15 protein-coding genes are annotated in these 13,214 nt (G+C 71.8%); 11 read left to right on the top strand and 4 right to left on the bottom strand.

All coding sequences use genetic code 11. The annotated features are described in order from the left end of the window. Nucleotides 1-65 precede the first annotated feature (65 nt). Both mscL and ACIBEF_RS07340 read right to left on the bottom strand, forming a co-directional pair. Entirely contained in the window at nucleotides 66-539 is a 474-nt protein-coding gene (gene mscL, locus ACIBEF_RS07335; RefSeq protein WP_396792009.1) for a large conductance mechanosensitive channel protein MscL, read from the bottom strand. A gap of 39 nt (nucleotides 540-578) precedes the next feature. Further along, nucleotides 579-1,295 (bottom strand): FadR/GntR family transcriptional regulator, encoded by a 717-nt coding sequence (locus ACIBEF_RS07340; protein WP_396792011.1) that lies wholly within the window; start codon nucleotides 1,293-1,295, stop codon nucleotides 579-581. A gap of 50 nt (nucleotides 1,296-1,345) precedes the next feature. On the opposite strand from ACIBEF_RS07340, the gene ACIBEF_RS07345 reads away from it, so the two are divergent. Further along, complete coding sequence (locus tag ACIBEF_RS07345; RefSeq protein ID WP_396792013.1) at nucleotides 1,346-2,638, top strand: MFS transporter; 1,293 nt, start codon at nucleotides 1,346-1,348, stop codon at nucleotides 2,636-2,638. Nucleotides 2,639-2,656: 18 nt separating this feature from the next. Here ACIBEF_RS07345 and ACIBEF_RS07350 read toward each other — a convergent pair whose 3' ends face one another. Further along, nucleotides 2,657-3,013 (bottom strand): STAS domain-containing protein, encoded by a 357-nt coding sequence (locus ACIBEF_RS07350; RefSeq protein ID WP_030332365.1) that lies wholly within the window; start codon nucleotides 3,011-3,013, stop codon nucleotides 2,657-2,659. A 163-nt stretch (nucleotides 3,014-3,176) separates the two neighbouring features. Between ACIBEF_RS07350 and ACIBEF_RS07355 the strand changes: the two genes are divergently transcribed. The 6 genes from ACIBEF_RS07355 to ACIBEF_RS07380 are packed head-to-tail and all read left to right on the top strand — an operon-like array spanning nucleotide 3,177 to nucleotide 8,777. Then, a complete protein-coding gene (locus tag ACIBEF_RS07355; protein ID WP_396792014.1) occupies nucleotides 3,177-4,037 on the top strand; it encodes an STAS domain-containing protein in 861 nt (286 codons plus the stop codon). Next, nucleotides 4,037-4,447: an STAS domain-containing protein gene (locus ACIBEF_RS07360; protein WP_355004782.1), complete on the top strand. Its 411-nt coding sequence runs from the start codon at nucleotides 4,037-4,039 to the stop codon at nucleotides 4,445-4,447. The genes ACIBEF_RS07355 and ACIBEF_RS07360 overlap by 1 nt, the downstream gene beginning before the upstream one ends. Then, nucleotides 4,444-4,863 carry an anti-sigma regulatory factor gene (locus tag ACIBEF_RS07365; RefSeq protein ID WP_396792016.1) on the top strand — a complete coding sequence of 140 codons (420 nt, stop codon included), beginning with the start codon at nucleotides 4,444-4,446 and terminating at the stop codon, nucleotides 4,861-4,863. Before ACIBEF_RS07360 ends, ACIBEF_RS07365 begins: the two co-directional genes overlap by 4 nt. Further along, a complete protein-coding gene (locus ACIBEF_RS07370; protein ID WP_396792018.1) occupies nucleotides 4,851-5,876 on the top strand; it encodes a SpoIIE family protein phosphatase in 1,026 nt (341 codons plus the stop codon). The genes ACIBEF_RS07365 and ACIBEF_RS07370 overlap by 13 nt, the downstream gene beginning before the upstream one ends. Beyond that, a complete protein-coding gene (locus ACIBEF_RS07375) occupies nucleotides 5,873-7,234 on the top strand; it encodes a sensor histidine kinase (protein ID WP_396792021.1) in 1,362 nt (453 codons plus the stop codon). The genes ACIBEF_RS07370 and ACIBEF_RS07375 overlap by 4 nt, the downstream gene beginning before the upstream one ends. Nucleotides 7,235-7,247: 13 nt before the next feature. Beyond that, the gene (locus ACIBEF_RS07380; RefSeq protein ID WP_396792023.1) at nucleotides 7,248-8,777 is read left to right on the top strand and encodes a SpoIIE family protein phosphatase; all 1,530 of its coding nucleotides are present in this window, start codon (nucleotides 7,248-7,250) and stop codon (nucleotides 8,775-8,777) included. A 30-nt stretch (nucleotides 8,778-8,807) separates the two neighbouring features. Here the strand turns inward: ACIBEF_RS07380 and ACIBEF_RS07385 are convergent, their stop codons facing one another. Then, on the bottom strand, nucleotides 8,808-9,626 hold the full coding sequence (locus ACIBEF_RS07385; protein ID WP_396792025.1) for a DUF6597 domain-containing transcriptional factor: 819 nt from the start codon (nucleotides 9,624-9,626) through the stop codon (nucleotides 8,808-8,810). Nucleotides 9,627-9,657: 31 nt separating this feature from the next. Here ACIBEF_RS07385 and ACIBEF_RS07390 point away from each other — a divergent pair, with 31 nt between their 5' ends. From ACIBEF_RS07390 to ACIBEF_RS07405, 4 genes are all read left to right on the top strand, one after another. Then, complete coding sequence (locus ACIBEF_RS07390) at nucleotides 9,658-10,248, top strand: TIGR03086 family metal-binding protein (RefSeq protein WP_396792027.1); 591 nt, start codon at nucleotides 9,658-9,660, stop codon at nucleotides 10,246-10,248. A gap of 174 nt (nucleotides 10,249-10,422) precedes the next feature. Continuing rightward, the gene (locus ACIBEF_RS07395; RefSeq protein ID WP_396792029.1) at nucleotides 10,423-10,959 is read left to right on the top strand and encodes a PadR family transcriptional regulator; all 537 of its coding nucleotides are present in this window, start codon (nucleotides 10,423-10,425) and stop codon (nucleotides 10,957-10,959) included. Beyond that, the gene (locus ACIBEF_RS07400) at nucleotides 10,956-11,657 is read left to right on the top strand and encodes an ABC transporter ATP-binding protein (RefSeq protein WP_355004789.1); all 702 of its coding nucleotides are present in this window, start codon (nucleotides 10,956-10,958) and stop codon (nucleotides 11,655-11,657) included. The genes ACIBEF_RS07395 and ACIBEF_RS07400 overlap by 4 nt, the downstream gene beginning before the upstream one ends. Then, entirely contained in the window at nucleotides 11,654-13,177 is a 1,524-nt protein-coding gene (locus tag ACIBEF_RS07405) for an FtsX-like permease family protein (protein WP_396792031.1), read from the top strand. Before ACIBEF_RS07400 ends, ACIBEF_RS07405 begins: the two co-directional genes overlap by 4 nt. The last annotated feature ends 37 nt before the right edge of the window (nucleotides 13,178-13,214 follow it).

Below are 13,214 nucleotides of genomic sequence, written 5' to 3' on the forward strand. Positions count from 1 at the left end.
AACACACGTACGAGAAAGTGCGGCCCCTGCGGGAATCCCACAGGGGCCGATGTGCATCCGTTCGGTCAGCGCTGCGTCGGCGGTTCCGGACGACGGCCCAGCACGTCGTCCAGTGCTCCACGCTGCTGGCCAGGGGTGGTGTGGCCGGCGGAGACCAGGGCGTCCCGGATCTCGGTGAGCAGCTTGACCTCCTCGCTCGGCGCCGAGGGCGGCGGCTCCTCGCCCCGCTTGCGCCGCTCGGCCAGCCGGTTCATCGGGTAGACGACCAGGAAGTAGAGCGCCAGCGCGGTCAACAGGAAGGTGATCGCCGCGTTGACGAACGCCACCCAGTCGAACGGGATGCCCCGGAACTTGGGTGTCGAGCCGCTGAGACCGTTCTGGTTGCCGGTGATCAGCACGATGATCACGCGGACCAGTGGTTCGAGAAACGACTTGGTGAGCTGAGTGACTACGCCCGTGAACGCGGCGCCGATGACGACACCGACCGCCAGGTCGACGACGTTGCCGCGCATGATGAAGTCTTTGAAGCCCTTGAGCATTCGTACTCCCGAGGTGTCCGCTTTTCTGTCGGGCACAACCTATGCCCGTTCGGCGGGTTCCAGAAAAGCGCCGGCTTCGAGCGCCGCCCGGCCGGGATCGCCGGCCCGGATCGCCTCGACCAGCCGGGTGTGGTCGACGTAGCGCTCGGGCGTGAGCTCCCCGCCCATGGCCTGGGCGACCGTGCTGCGCAGTGCGGTGCCCACCGAGGCGTACAGCTCGGCGAGCATGGCGTTGTGCGCGGCGGCGACCACCGCGGTGTGCAGTGCCGCGTCGGCCTCGACGAACGCCTCGACCCGGCCGCCGTGCCAGGCGGCCTCGCGCTGGGCGAGCGCGCCGTCGAGCGCCGCCAGGTCCTCCGGGGTACGCCGCAACGCGGCGAGCCGGGCGGCCTCCACCTCGAACGCGCGGCGTACCTCGATGACCTCGGTCATCCGGTCGTCGCCGAGTCGGCGGGCGACCACCGGGGCCAGTTCGTCGGTGGACACCACGTAGGTGCCGGAGCCCTGCCGGCACTCCAGCACCCCGGCGTGCACCAGGGCGCGGACCGCCTCGCGGACCGTGTTGCGCCCGACGCCCAGCGCGGCGACCAGTTGTGGCTCGGTGGGGATGCGCCCTCCGACGGGCCATTCGCCGCCCAGGATGCGGGCGCGCAGCTGCTCGGTGGTCTGCCGGACCCGGTGGCCGCGCGGTGGCACGGCGGGCTGGCCGCGGGGCGGTGCCGGCGGCGCGGAGGGGAATTCAACCGACGGTGGCACTGGTTACATCACCGGTCCCAAACTCATCCCATGATTGTAGGTTAGCGGTCATGACCCCGCCACCAACCGCCGCTCCGGCGCTGCCTGCCCCCGTCGCCGCTCCCGTCGCCATCGACAGTCGTCCGACGCGGGACCCCGGCACCGGCCGGAGGACGCACCCGGCGACCGGTGGCGCGCTGGTGCTGGTCGGGATGCTGCTGGTCGCGCTCAACCTGCGCGCCGTGGTGACGAGCCTCGGCGCACTGCTCGACGAGGTCCGCGACGGGCTGGGCCTCTCCGGCGTCACCGCCGGCCTCGTCACCACCCTGCCGACCATCGCGTTCGCCGGCCTCGGCGCGCTCACCCCGTGGCTGGTCCGCCGGGTGGCGCCGGCCCGGGTGCTGGTGGTCGCCATGCTCGCCCTCGCCGTCGGCCAGGTGCTGCGGGTCGCCACCGACTCGGCCTTGATCTTCGTGCTCACCAGCGCGCTGGCGCTGTCCGGCATCGCGGTCGCCAACATCCTGCTGCCGATGCTGGTCAAGCAGCACTTCCCGCACCGCACCGGCCTGGTCACCGGCGCGTACACGATGGCGTTGACAGTGGGCACGACGGTGGCCGCAGCCTCCGCGGTGCCGATCGCGCACGCCTTCGGGTCGTGGCGGGCCGGGCTCGGCGTCTGGGCCGCGATGGCCGCGGTGGCCGTACTCCCGTGGGTGCCGCTGGCGCTGCGAGCCCGCGCCGCGGCGCGGCGGGCGACCCCGACGGCAGTCGTCGCCACGCCCGCGCGGGTCCGGCCGGCGCGGACCCGGCTCGGGTGGGCGATGGCCGTCTACTTCGGGGCGCAGTCGCTCAGCGGGTACGCGATCATGGGCTGGCTGGCCCAACTGTTCCGCGACGCCGGCTACCAGCCGGAGTCGGCCGGGCTGCTGCTCGCCGGGGTGACCGCGCTCGGCGTGCCGATCGCGCTGCTGATGCCCACCCTGGCCGGTCGGCTCGGGAGCCTGCGGCCGCTGGTGCTCGGGCTCACCACCGCCTCGGCACTGGCCTATCTGGGGTTGGCGCTCGCACCGCACGGCGCCGCGCTGCTCTGGGTCGCCCTCCTGGCGATCGGGCAGGGCGCGTTCCCGATGATCCTGACCGCCATCGGCCTCCGCGCCCGCACCGCCGAGGGCACCGTCGCGCTCTCCGCGTTCGCGCAGAGCACCGGGTACGTGATCGCCGCCCTGGGCCCGCTGATGGTCGGCATCCTCTACGAGGCCACCGGCGGCTGGACCGCGCCGATCGGGTTCCTGCTGGGTGCCCTGGCCGTGCAGACGACGGCGGGCATGGCGATCGCTCGTCCCCGTTACGTCGAGGACGAGTGACGCACGCCGACGGTCAGGTCAGGAGGAAGCCGGCGTCGGTTCGCCGGCGACTGCCTCATCCACCGTCGGGTAGGTGTGCAGCACCTCGACCAGCCCGCTCACCTCAAGGATGCGCAGCACGCCGCGCTGCGGGGCGGCCAGCCGGACCACGCCGCCGGCCTCGTCACAGCTGTTCTTGGCGCGGACGAAGACCGACAGACCGGTCGAGTCGCAGAACGAGACGTCCGCCAGGTCGAACACCAGCCGGTTGCGGCCCTTGTCGAGCAGGTCGGTGATCTGGTCCTGCAGCTGCGGTGCGGTGGCCATGTCCAGCTCGCCCGCGACCGCCACGACGACCACGTCGCCGCGTTGTTCCGTGTGCACCGTCAACGACATTCGCCAGACCTCCTGTTATCGGGGGAACGGTATCCCACCACCACGGTCGGAGGTAGAACGGGAGTCGTCCTCCGGTGGCCATCGTCATTCCGTTGCTACGGGGCAAGTAGTTGATCAGGCCCCGGTGATAGAGTCCGCCCGGTCCAGGTCAAGGGGGTTCGAAATGGCGTTGAGCACCGAAGAAAGTGGTCGGCTCGCCGCGCTGCTCAGCGGGCAGGACGAACGGGTCACGACTCGGTGGACCGAGATCGTCACCAGTTCGTTGCGGGGCCGGCTGAGCCAGGCAGAGCTGCGCCGGCAGGTCCAGGACCTGCACCGCGCCATCATCACCACCAGCGAGCAGGGCCCTATCGACCTGTCCGCCGACAGCGCCGCCGAACTGCGCGCCGCGCTCTCCGAGCTGTCCCGTGGCCGGGCCCGGCAGGGCTTCTCCGCCACCGAGACCACGATCAGCATCTTCGCGCTGAAGGACGTGCTGGCCGAGCTGGTGCAGGAGGCCGGCGGTCCGAACGCGCTGAACGACTACGTCGCCTTCTCCAGGCTCGTCGACGAGATGGGCCTGTTCACCTTCGAGAGCTTTGTCCGTACCCGGGAGAGCCTGATCGCCGACCAGGCCGAGCAGCTGCTCGAGCTCTCCACGCCGGTGGTCAAGCTCTGGGAGGGCGTCGTCGCCGTGCCGCTGGTCGGCACCCTGGACTCGGCCCGCGCCCAGGTGGTCATGGAGCGCCTGCTGCAGACCCTCGTCGACACCGGCTCGCCGTACGCGATCATCGACATCACCGGCGTACCGGCGGTGGACACCCAGGTCGCCCAGCACATCCTGAAGACCGTGGTGGCCGCCCGACTGATGGGCGCCGACTGCATCATCTCGGGCATCCGCCCGCAGATCGCGCAGACCATCGTGGCGCTCGGCATCGAGTTCGGTGACATCGCCACCAAGGCGAGCCTCGCCGACGCGTTGCGCCACGTGCTGCGGCTCAACGGGGTGGAGACCGCCCGTCGCCAGCCGCGCCGGGGCTTCTGATGGAACGCGTACCGATCCTCAAGATCGGCGACATCCTGCTCGTCTCCATCCAGCTCGACATGTCCGACCAGACGGCGGTCCAGCTTCAGGAGGATCTGGCCGAGCGGATCGTCGACACCGGCTGCCACGGCGTCATCATCGACATCACCGCGCTGGACATCGTCGACTCCTTCGTGGGGCGGATGCTCTCCGCCATCGCGTCGATCTCCAAGGTGCTCGACGCCGAGACGGTGGTGGTCGGGATGCGTCCGGCCGTCGCCATCACCCTTGTCGAACTCGGGCTGTCGCTGAACGGCATCCGTACCGCGCTGAACGTCGAGCGCGGCATGGAGCTGATCGCGGCTGCCCACGCCGACGAGCTCGACCACCAGCTCGACGACGATCCGGACGCCGAGACGGCCACGCCATGACCGCGGGCGTCGACCTCGGCCAGCCACAGGCGCAGTCGGTCCGCAGCGATGAGGACGTGGTGCGCGTCCGGCAGTTGGTCCGCGCCGTGGCGGTGGCCAGCAAGCTGTCCCTCGTCGACCAGACCAAGGTGGTCACCGCGGCGAGCGAGTTGGCCCGCAACACCCTGGTGTACGGCGGCGGCGGTTCCGTCGAGGTGACAGTCGTGGACAACGGCCTACGCAAGGGCGTGCAGATCGTGTTCGCCGACTCCGGGCCGGGCATCGCCGACCTCGACCTGGCGATGACCGACGGCTACACCAGCGGCGGCGGCCTCGGCCTCGGGCTCAGTGGGTCGCGACGCCTGGTGGACGAGTTCCAGATCGAGACGTCAGCGGAGACCGGCACGCGGATCACGGTCACCAAGTGGTCCAGGTGAACGCCGACGCGGTCACCGACAGTGGCATCTGGTTCCGAGTGGAGGCCAGCAGCGCCGCGAGTGCCGTCCGGCGTGCCGCCGAACGGCTCGGCGCGCAGGTGGAGATGGGCGGGGCGCGCATCGCCGACCTGGCCATCGTCGCTGCCGAGCTGACCAGCAACCTGGTCAAGCACGCCGACGACGGTGTCCTGCTGCTCCGACCGGTACGGCGGGCCGGGCAGGCCGGCGTGGAGCTGGTGGCGATCGACTCCGGGCCCGGCATGGCCGACCTGACCGTCTCGTCCCAGGACGGGCACTCCACCACCGGCACACTCGGCATCGGTCTGGGTGCCATCGTCCGGCAGGCCAGCTGGTTCGACGGATACTCGCTGCCCGGCAAGGGCACAGTCCTCGCCGTGCAGGTCTGGCCTGCCGAGGCGCGGCCGTCCCCGTCCTGGGCGGGCGCTCTCACCCGACCGCTGACCGGCGAGACGGTGAGCGGCGACGGGTACGCCGTCCGGGTCGCCGACGGGCGGCACCAGGTGCTGGTCAGCGACGGACTGGGGCACGGCCCGCTGGCCGGGGCCGCCACCGATGCGGCGCTCGCCGCGTTCCGCAACGCCCCGGCCGGCCCACCGGCGACGGTGCTCGGTCACCTGCACCGGAGCATGTCGCACACCCGTGGTGCCGCACTCGCGGTCGCCGAGTTGGCACCCGAGACCGGGGTGTTGCACTACGCCGGCCTGGGCAACATCTCCGGCGTGGTCGTCGATGCTGACGACAAGCGTCGCGGGCTGGTCTCGCTGCCCGGCATCGCCGGGCACCAGCGGCCGACGATCCGGGAGTACACGTACCCGTTCGGTCCGGACGCCCGACTGGTCATGCACAGCGACGGGGTGGTCGACCGGTGGCGGCTGGCCGACTACCCGGGCCTGATGGAGAAGTCACCACTGGTGATGGCGGCGACGCTGCTGCGTGACGCGGGTGTGCGGCGCGACGACGCTTGCGTACTTGTCGCAAGGTCCTGGGGATGACCGACGAACCTGCGGCCCAGCCGCTGCTGCAGATGGCGCTGCGGGTCGAACAGGACATCTTCGTGATCCGCCAACGGGGCCGCGAGGTGGCCGCGGTGGTCGGCCTCGAACACCAGGACCAGGTGCGGGTCGCCACAGCGCTCAGCGAGGTCGCCCGGGACCTGCTGCGGACGACCGGGGGAGCGGACGTCTCCTTCCACGTCGACGCGGGTGCCGACGGCCGGTGCCACCTGCGCGCCGACCTGGCCCCGCTGGCCCCGCTGCCGGACGACCGCTACCAACCGCAGTCCGGTGCGGTGTCCCGACTGGTCGACACACTGAGCGTGTCGACCGCCGAGGGGGTTACGGTCGTACGGATGTCCCGACGAGTCCCGGCCAACGCGCCGACGCCGACCCCGGAGCGGCTCGCCGAGTTCCGTACCGAACTCGGCCGTACCGCGCCGGGTAGTGCGCTGGACGAGTTGACAGTGCAGAACGGGCAGCTCATCGCCGCGCTGGACGAGGTGCGCAGTCAGCGCGACGAGCTGGCCGTGCTGAACGAGGAACTGGCCGAGACCAACCGCGGCGTGCTGGCGCTCTACAACCAGCTCACCGAGGAGTTGGAGGAGACCAACCGGGGCGTCGTCGCCCTCTATGCCGAGCTGGACGAGAAGTCGGCCCAGCTCCGCACGGCGAGTGAGTCGAAGAGCCGGTTCCTGGCCAACGTGAGCCACGAGCTGCGCGCGCCGGTCACCGCGATCATCGGCCTGGGGCGGCTGCTCACCGACTCCGCCTCCGACCCGCTCACCGACGAGCAGGGACGCCAGGTCGATCTGATCCGCTCATCGGCGGCGGACCTGCTCAACCTGGTCAACGAACTCCTCGACCTGGCCAAGGCGGAGTCCGGTCGGATCGAGCCGGACGTGACCGAGGTCGACCTGCGGCCGCTCTTCGGTCAACTACGCGGCACCCTGCGCGCGCTGGCCACCCGCCCGGAGGTGGAGCTCGTCGTGGAGGAGCTCACCGGGCCGGCCCTGCTGCGGACCGACGAGGTGCTGCTCGGTCAGGTGCTGCGCAACCTGCTGCACAACGGGTTGAAGTTCACCGAGCGCGGCGAGGTGCGGCTGCGGGCCAGCCAACACGGCGACCGTTGGCAGTTCGATGTCAGCGACACCGGGCCGGGCATCGCCCCAGAGTTGCACGACCGGATCTTCGAGGAGTTCTACCAGATCCCCGGCGCCACCCGGGTCGGCGGCACCGGCCTCGGTCTGCCGTACGCCCGGCGGTTGGTGACGCTGCTCGGCGGGTCACTGGAGCTGACCAGCGCGCAGGGCGAGGGCAGCACGTTCACAGTCTCCCTGCCCACAGGCGGGGCGTGACGGCGTGGACGGCATGCCGACAACCATCCTGGTGGTCGACGACAGTCGTACCAAGCGTTACCTGTTGGTCAGCTGGCTGACCCGGGCCGGGTTCACGGTGCAGGAGGCCGAGAACGGCGCCGAGGCGTTGGCTCGGGTCGAGGTGGACCGGATCGACCTGGTGGTCCTCGACGTCCGGCTGCCCGACCTGAGTGGCTACGAGGTCTGCGAACAGATCAAGATGCGGCACCCGGCGATGCCGGTGATCCATGTGTCGGCGCACGCCGTGGACGTGTCCGACCGCGCCCAGGGGCTGACCCGGGGCGCTGACGCGTACCTGACCGAGCCGATCGAGCCCGAGGAGCTGATCGCCACCACCCGGGCGGTGCTGCGCTACTACCAGGCGCGGCAGCGTGCCGAACTGCTCGCCGAGCGGCTGCTCGGGTTGGCCGACACGACAGTCGCGGTGCACGCCGCGCCGACCTTCGCGCGTCTGTTGGAAGCCGCCGCCGAGGGCGCCGCCCAGATCTTCCGGAGCCCGGCGGCGGTGGTCGCCGAAACCTTCGACGGTGACTGCCTCGCGGGCGTCTGCGCCGGTCCCGGCACGGCGACCACCGTGGTGCCGTGGGTCGTCGACGACACCGGGGTGCCCACCGGCGCCACAGTACGGGTGGAGGCCCCGGAGAGCTGGTCGCTCGTCGACTGGCCGGCGGACGACACCGTGACAGTCGCCGCCGCCCGGCTGCGCGAGGACCGGGCCCCGCTGTACGTGGTGGTTCCGACCGCCACCCAGACCGCGCAGACCCCGGTGCTCAAGCAACTGGCCCAGGCGGTGGCGGCGGCCGTGGAGGGGCAGCGCTCGTTCGACGAGGAGCACCGGATCGCTGTCACCCTCCAACGCAGCCTGCTCCCGCGGGGGCTGCCCACAGTGGCCGGCCTGGACCTCGCGGTGCGCTACGAGCCGGCCAGCGCGCAGACCGAGGTGGGCGGCGACTTCTACGAGCTGGTGATGCTCGACGGTCACCTGCTGCTCGCGATCGGGGACGTCGCCGGCCATTCGCTGCACGCGGCGACGGTGATGGCCGAGCTGCGGCACGCGGTGCGGGCGTACGCGGTCGAGGGCCACCAGCCCGGCGAGATCCTGCACCGCGTCAACGAGCTGATGCGGACACTGCTGCCGGACGAGTTGGCGACGCTCTGCGTGCTGCTGCTGCACCCGCCGACCGGACGGGTCCGGCTGGCCAGTGCCGGGCACCTTCCACCGCTGCTGGTCATGGACGGCAAGGTCGAGTTCGTGCAGCATTCCGCACCGCTGCTCGGTGTCCGCGCCCCGCGCCCGGCCGACCTGGAGTTCGTGGTGCCGGCCGGGGCCACGCTGGTCTTCTACACCGACGGGCTGATCGAGCGACGGGACGCCACCATCGACGAGGGGCTGGCCGCACTGGCCGGGGTCGCCGCGACCGTCGACGGTGACCTGGACCAGTTCTGCGCCCGCCTGCTGGTGGAACTGGCCCCACCGGAGATCCAGGACGACGTCGCCGTGGTCGTCCTGCGGCGTCGCTGATCTGCCAGCTCTGGCAGCTTGCCGGCTTTTTCAGCGCACCGAGCGGGCGTACGCGGCGGGGGACACCCCGGCCACGGCGGTGAAGTCACGGACCAGGTGGGCCTGGTCGCTGTAGCCGAGGTCGGCGGCGAGATCGGCCCAGCTCAGCGGGCCACCGGTGGCCTGTTCGACCGCCTCCTGGAGCCGGTAGCGGCGGATCACCCACTTCGGCCCGACCCCCACGTACTCGATGAACAGCCTCTGCAACCGGCGGACCGGAACGTCGTGCCGCGCGGCGAAGTCGTCGACGCGCAGCACCGTGCGGTCGGTACGGATCGCCTCGGCCAGTCGGATGGCCTCCTCGGCCAGCGGGTCCGGCTCCGGCTGCCAGGCGATGAGGAGGGTGTCCAGCGCCCGGCAGCGCTCGTCGTCGCCGGCCGCCGAGGTAGGGGACGCGCCCATGCCCACCGGGACGTCCGGATGGGTCAACCGGCCGAAGGGCAGCGGCTCCCTACGGCCGGTCAGTTCACTGACCGACCGCCGCCAGAACGGGTGGAAGCCGCCGGGGCGGAACTGCACCCCGGACACCCGGCCGGTGCCGTTGAGCGTGATCCGGAACAGGTCGCGGCCCACCCCGGCCACCTCGCCGGACTCGGGCCCGTCGTCGTCCCGTCGGAACACCACGTTCACCGCCGGGTGCGGCACGACCCGCTGCTCGAACGGCGCGCTCAACGTCCAGTCGATCAACCAGTAGTGCTCGACCCACTGGCGCAGCGACTCCGCCGGCAGGTGTCGGCGGAAACGCATCTCGCGCAGCAGGCGCCCGGGGTCGAGAATTCCCCGGCTGTCGCCACGCGGTCGCTGTCGCATTTGTTCAAGACCACCCTCATACGCTGGCCGTATGTCCACTCAGACTAGCGAGCTGCTGGCGGCCGCCGCGCCGCGAACCGTCGACGTCGTACGGGGTGTCTCCGACGACCAACTGGACCTGCCCACCCCGTGCAGCGACTATCTGGTCCGTGATCTGCTCAACCACCTCTTCCAGGTGGTGGTCAATTTTCAGGACCTGGCCGAGAAGCGACAGGTGGAGTGGGCCGAGAAGCCCGATCACCTGGGCGACGGCTGGCGGGACCGCTTCGAGGCGGAGACCGGCCGGTTGGTGACCGCGTGGTCGGATCCGTCCAACCTGGAGGGTGTGTCGCCGGGCATGGGCATGCCGCAACCCGTCATCGGCGGCATGGCCCTGCTGGACCTGACCGTGCACGGTTGGGATCTCGCGGTCGCCACCGGCCAGCCGTACCAGCCAGCCCCGGAGGCGGTGGCCGAGCTGCACGCGCTGGTGGAGCGGTTGGGTCCCACCGCCCGCAAGATGGGCGTCTTCGCCGACCCGCCCTCCACCCCAACCCCCACCCCAACCCCCGACCTGGCCCCCGACCTGGCCCACCTCCTGACCCAGACCGGCCGCACCCCCACCTGGCCCCAAACCCCCTAACCCCCCCCGGGCGCGCTCTTCTCTCGTTGATCATGAAGTTATTGCCCTCGATCTCGGCGTGTCGGCGCAATAACTTCATGATCAACGGGGGGTGGGGGCGGGGTGGGGGCAGGGCGGGGTGGGTGGGTGGGTGGGTTGTTGACTTGGGTATTCGCTGGGTGAATAGTGGGCGGGGTGTCCACGCCGCATGTTCTGCTCGGGTTGCTCGCTGGGGGCAGCCGGCACGGATATGAACTGAAGCGTGCGCACGACGAGCGGTTGCCCCGCGCTCGGCCGCTGGCCTTCGGGCAGGTCTACGCCACTCTCGGCCGCCTCGAACGTGACGGGCTGGTGGCTGCCGCCGGCCAGGACCGGGTGGCCGGGCCGGATCGCACGGCGTACGAGCTGACCGGCCAGGGGCGGGACGCGCTCGACCAGTGGCTGTCCACTGTGGAAGCCCCCATGCCGTACGTGACCAGCACGCTCTTTGCCAAGGTCGTGGTCGCGCTGCTGGTCGCCGATGTCGATCGGGCCCGGTCGTACCTGATCGCCCAGCGGGCCGCGCACACCGCACGGTTGCGTGAGTTGACCGCGGTCAAGGGCGAACCGTCCGCCACCCTCGGCGACGTGGTCGCGGCCGATTTCGCGATCGCCCACCTCGACGCGGATCTGCGGTGGCTGCACGCCACCCTGGGCCGGGTCGCCGACTGGCACCGGGAGGTGCATCCGTGACGCAACTCCAGGCTCGCGGCGTGGTTCGGGCGTACGGCCCGACGCCCGCACTGCGCGGCGTGACGCTCGACCTGGCCGAGGGCGAGATCGTCGCCGTCACCGGGCCGAGTGGCTGCGGCAAGTCGACACTGCTGCACTGCCTGGCCGGGATTCTCCGGCCGGACGCCGGCGAGGTCACCTGGCGTGGGCACCGCATCGACACCTGGTCGGAGGCGGCCCGGTCCCGGCTGCGGCGCACCGAGTTCGGGGTGCTGTTCCAGTTCGGTCAACTGGTGGCCGAGTTGACCGCCGCCGAGAACGTCGCACTTCCCCTGCTCCTCGCCGGCACGGGGCGGCGAGAGGCACGGACGGCGGCGCTCACCTGGCTGGAACGGTTCGGGGTGGCCGAGGTGGCCGACGTGCGGCCGGGTGAGATGTCCGGGGGTCAACAGCAGCGCTGCGCCACGGCGCGGGCGCTGGTGACCGAGCCTCGGGTGCTCTTCGCCGACGAGCCGACCGGCGCACTGGACACGCTCACCGGCGAGCAGGTCCTCACCCAACTGGTCCGGCTCGCCCGCGAGCAGCGCACCGCCGTCGTGCTGGTCACCCACGAGCCGCGGATCGCCGCGTACGCGGATCGGGAGATCGTGCTGCGCGACGGCCTGGTGGACCACACCGGCCTGGGGCTCGACGTGCCGCTGGCCGGCGGCGCCCGGTGAGGCCGACGACCCTGCTCCGCCTCGCGCTCGCCGGCACCCGCACCGACACCGCCCGGGTGGTGCTCACCGCGCTCAGCGCCCTGCTGGCCACCCTGGCCGGGCTCGCGGCGCTCACCGTGCTGGCCATCGAGAAACCCGTTGGCGACGCCTGGGAGCAGTCCGAGCAGTACCGCAACGCGTTGCTGCGGGAGCCCGGGTTGCGCGGCGGCACGGCGTTCGCGCTGCTGATGCTGATGGTCCCGGTGCTGGCGCTGGCCGGTCAGTGCGCCCGGCTCGGCGCGCCGGCCCGGGACCGCCGGTTGGCCGCGCTGCGGTTGGCCGGCGCCACTCCGGGCCAGGTCACCAGACTCGTGGTGTTGGAGACCGGCGTGGCCGCGCTGCTCGGCACTCTCGTCGGGCTGGGTGTGTACCTGGTCGGCCGCGACCTGCTGCACCGCCCGGACGCGCAAGGTCGACTGGCCCTGCCCACCGACGTGCTGCCGTCGACCGGCGCGCTGGCCGGCGTGGTGCTCGGTCTGCCGGTCGTGGCGGCGCTGGCCACCGCCCTGATGCTGCGTACGGTCACCACCAGCCCGCTCGGGGTGAGTCGTAAGGCCGCCCGCGAGCGCGGGCCAGGCCCGTGGGCCGGGCTCCTGATCGGGTTCGGCGTGGTCTCGTTCGCGCTGATCCGCCCGGTCGTCTACCGGGTCGCCGACGACGATGTGGTGACCGGCTGGCTGGTGCCACTGCTGTTCGCGGTGGGCGCGCTCGCGGCGATGATCGGGGTGGTGATCGGCACCGGCTGGCTGTCGTACCACTGCGGGCGGTTGTTACGTCGGCACGCCCGCAGGCCGGCTGCCCTGCTCGCGGCGGGCCGGCTGATGGCCGATCCGTGGGCGGGCAGCCGCACGTTCGCGGCGCTGCTCGCCGCCCTGATCTTCGGCGCGGGTGCGGCAGCCCAGCGCACCTACTTCGCCACGAAGGACCAGATCGAGCGGGAGCAGAGCCAACTCGCCGGGGCGGACGGCGGCGCCAACCCCTTCTACCTGTCGACGATGGACCTCGTCGACGGCGCGATCGCCGTGGCCATCCTGATCGCGACGGGCGGGCTGATCGTCGCGCTGGTCGAGGGGATCGTCGCTCGACGCCGCGCCTACGCCGCATTGGTCGCCACCGGGGTGCCCCGCGCCACGCTGGGCCGTTCGGTGGCCTGGCAGGCGTTGGTGCCGGCCGTGCCGGCGATCCTGCTCGCGCTCACCGTTGGCACGCTGCTCGGCCGAGGGCTCGTCGCGGACGTGTCGGAGGGCGGTGGTTCGACGTTGATCTGCGATGCCCCGGCCGCGCTCTGCGACGACCCTGCCACCCGGGACCAGTACTCCCGGATCGTGTACTACCCCGCGGTGCAGCGAGCCGTTCCCGTACCTCTGGAGCACCTGGCATGGCTCGGCGCCGGCGCCCTGGCGGCGGTGCTGGTGACCGTCGGTGTCGGCCTGCTCTTCCTGCGTGCCAGCACCGCGTTGGACGAGCTGCGGACGACCTGATCCGAACTGCCCCCGCCGGCCGGCCTGACCCAGGCGG

The sequence above is a fragment of the Micromonospora sp. NPDC050795 genome (assembly GCF_044456785.1).
GTDB lineage: Bacteria > Actinomycetota > Actinomycetes > Mycobacteriales > Micromonosporaceae > Micromonospora.

What these genes read in the sequence shown, in the direction of transcription:
- mscL (WP_396792009.1), bottom strand. Translation starts at nt 539, where the DNA reads ATGCTCAAGGGCTTCAAAGACTTCATCATGCGCGGCAACGTCGTCGAC.
- ACIBEF_RS07345 (WP_396792013.1), top strand. Translation starts at nt 1,346, where the DNA reads ATGACCCCGCCACCAACCGCCGCTCCGGCGCTGCCTGCCCCCGTCGCC.
- ACIBEF_RS07350 (WP_030332365.1), bottom strand. Translation starts at nt 3,013, where the DNA reads ATGTCGTTGACGGTGCACACGGAACAACGCGGCGACGTGGTCGTCGTG.
- ACIBEF_RS07355 (WP_396792014.1), top strand. Translation starts at nt 3,177, where the DNA reads ATGGCGTTGAGCACCGAAGAAAGTGGTCGGCTCGCCGCGCTGCTCAGC.
- ACIBEF_RS07360 (WP_355004782.1), top strand. Translation starts at nt 4,037, where the DNA reads ATGGAACGCGTACCGATCCTCAAGATCGGCGACATCCTGCTCGTCTCC.
- ACIBEF_RS07365 (WP_396792016.1), top strand. Translation starts at nt 4,444, where the DNA reads ATGACCGCGGGCGTCGACCTCGGCCAGCCACAGGCGCAGTCGGTCCGC.
- ACIBEF_RS07375 (WP_396792021.1), top strand. Translation starts at nt 5,873, where the DNA reads ATGACCGACGAACCTGCGGCCCAGCCGCTGCTGCAGATGGCGCTGCGG.
- ACIBEF_RS07380 (WP_396792023.1), top strand. Translation starts at nt 7,248, where the DNA reads ATGCCGACAACCATCCTGGTGGTCGACGACAGTCGTACCAAGCGTTAC.
- ACIBEF_RS07385 (WP_396792025.1), bottom strand. Translation starts at nt 9,626, where the DNA reads ATGCGACAGCGACCGCGTGGCGACAGCCGGGGAATTCTCGACCCCGGG.
- ACIBEF_RS07390 (WP_396792027.1), top strand. Translation starts at nt 9,658, where the DNA reads ATGTCCACTCAGACTAGCGAGCTGCTGGCGGCCGCCGCGCCGCGAACC.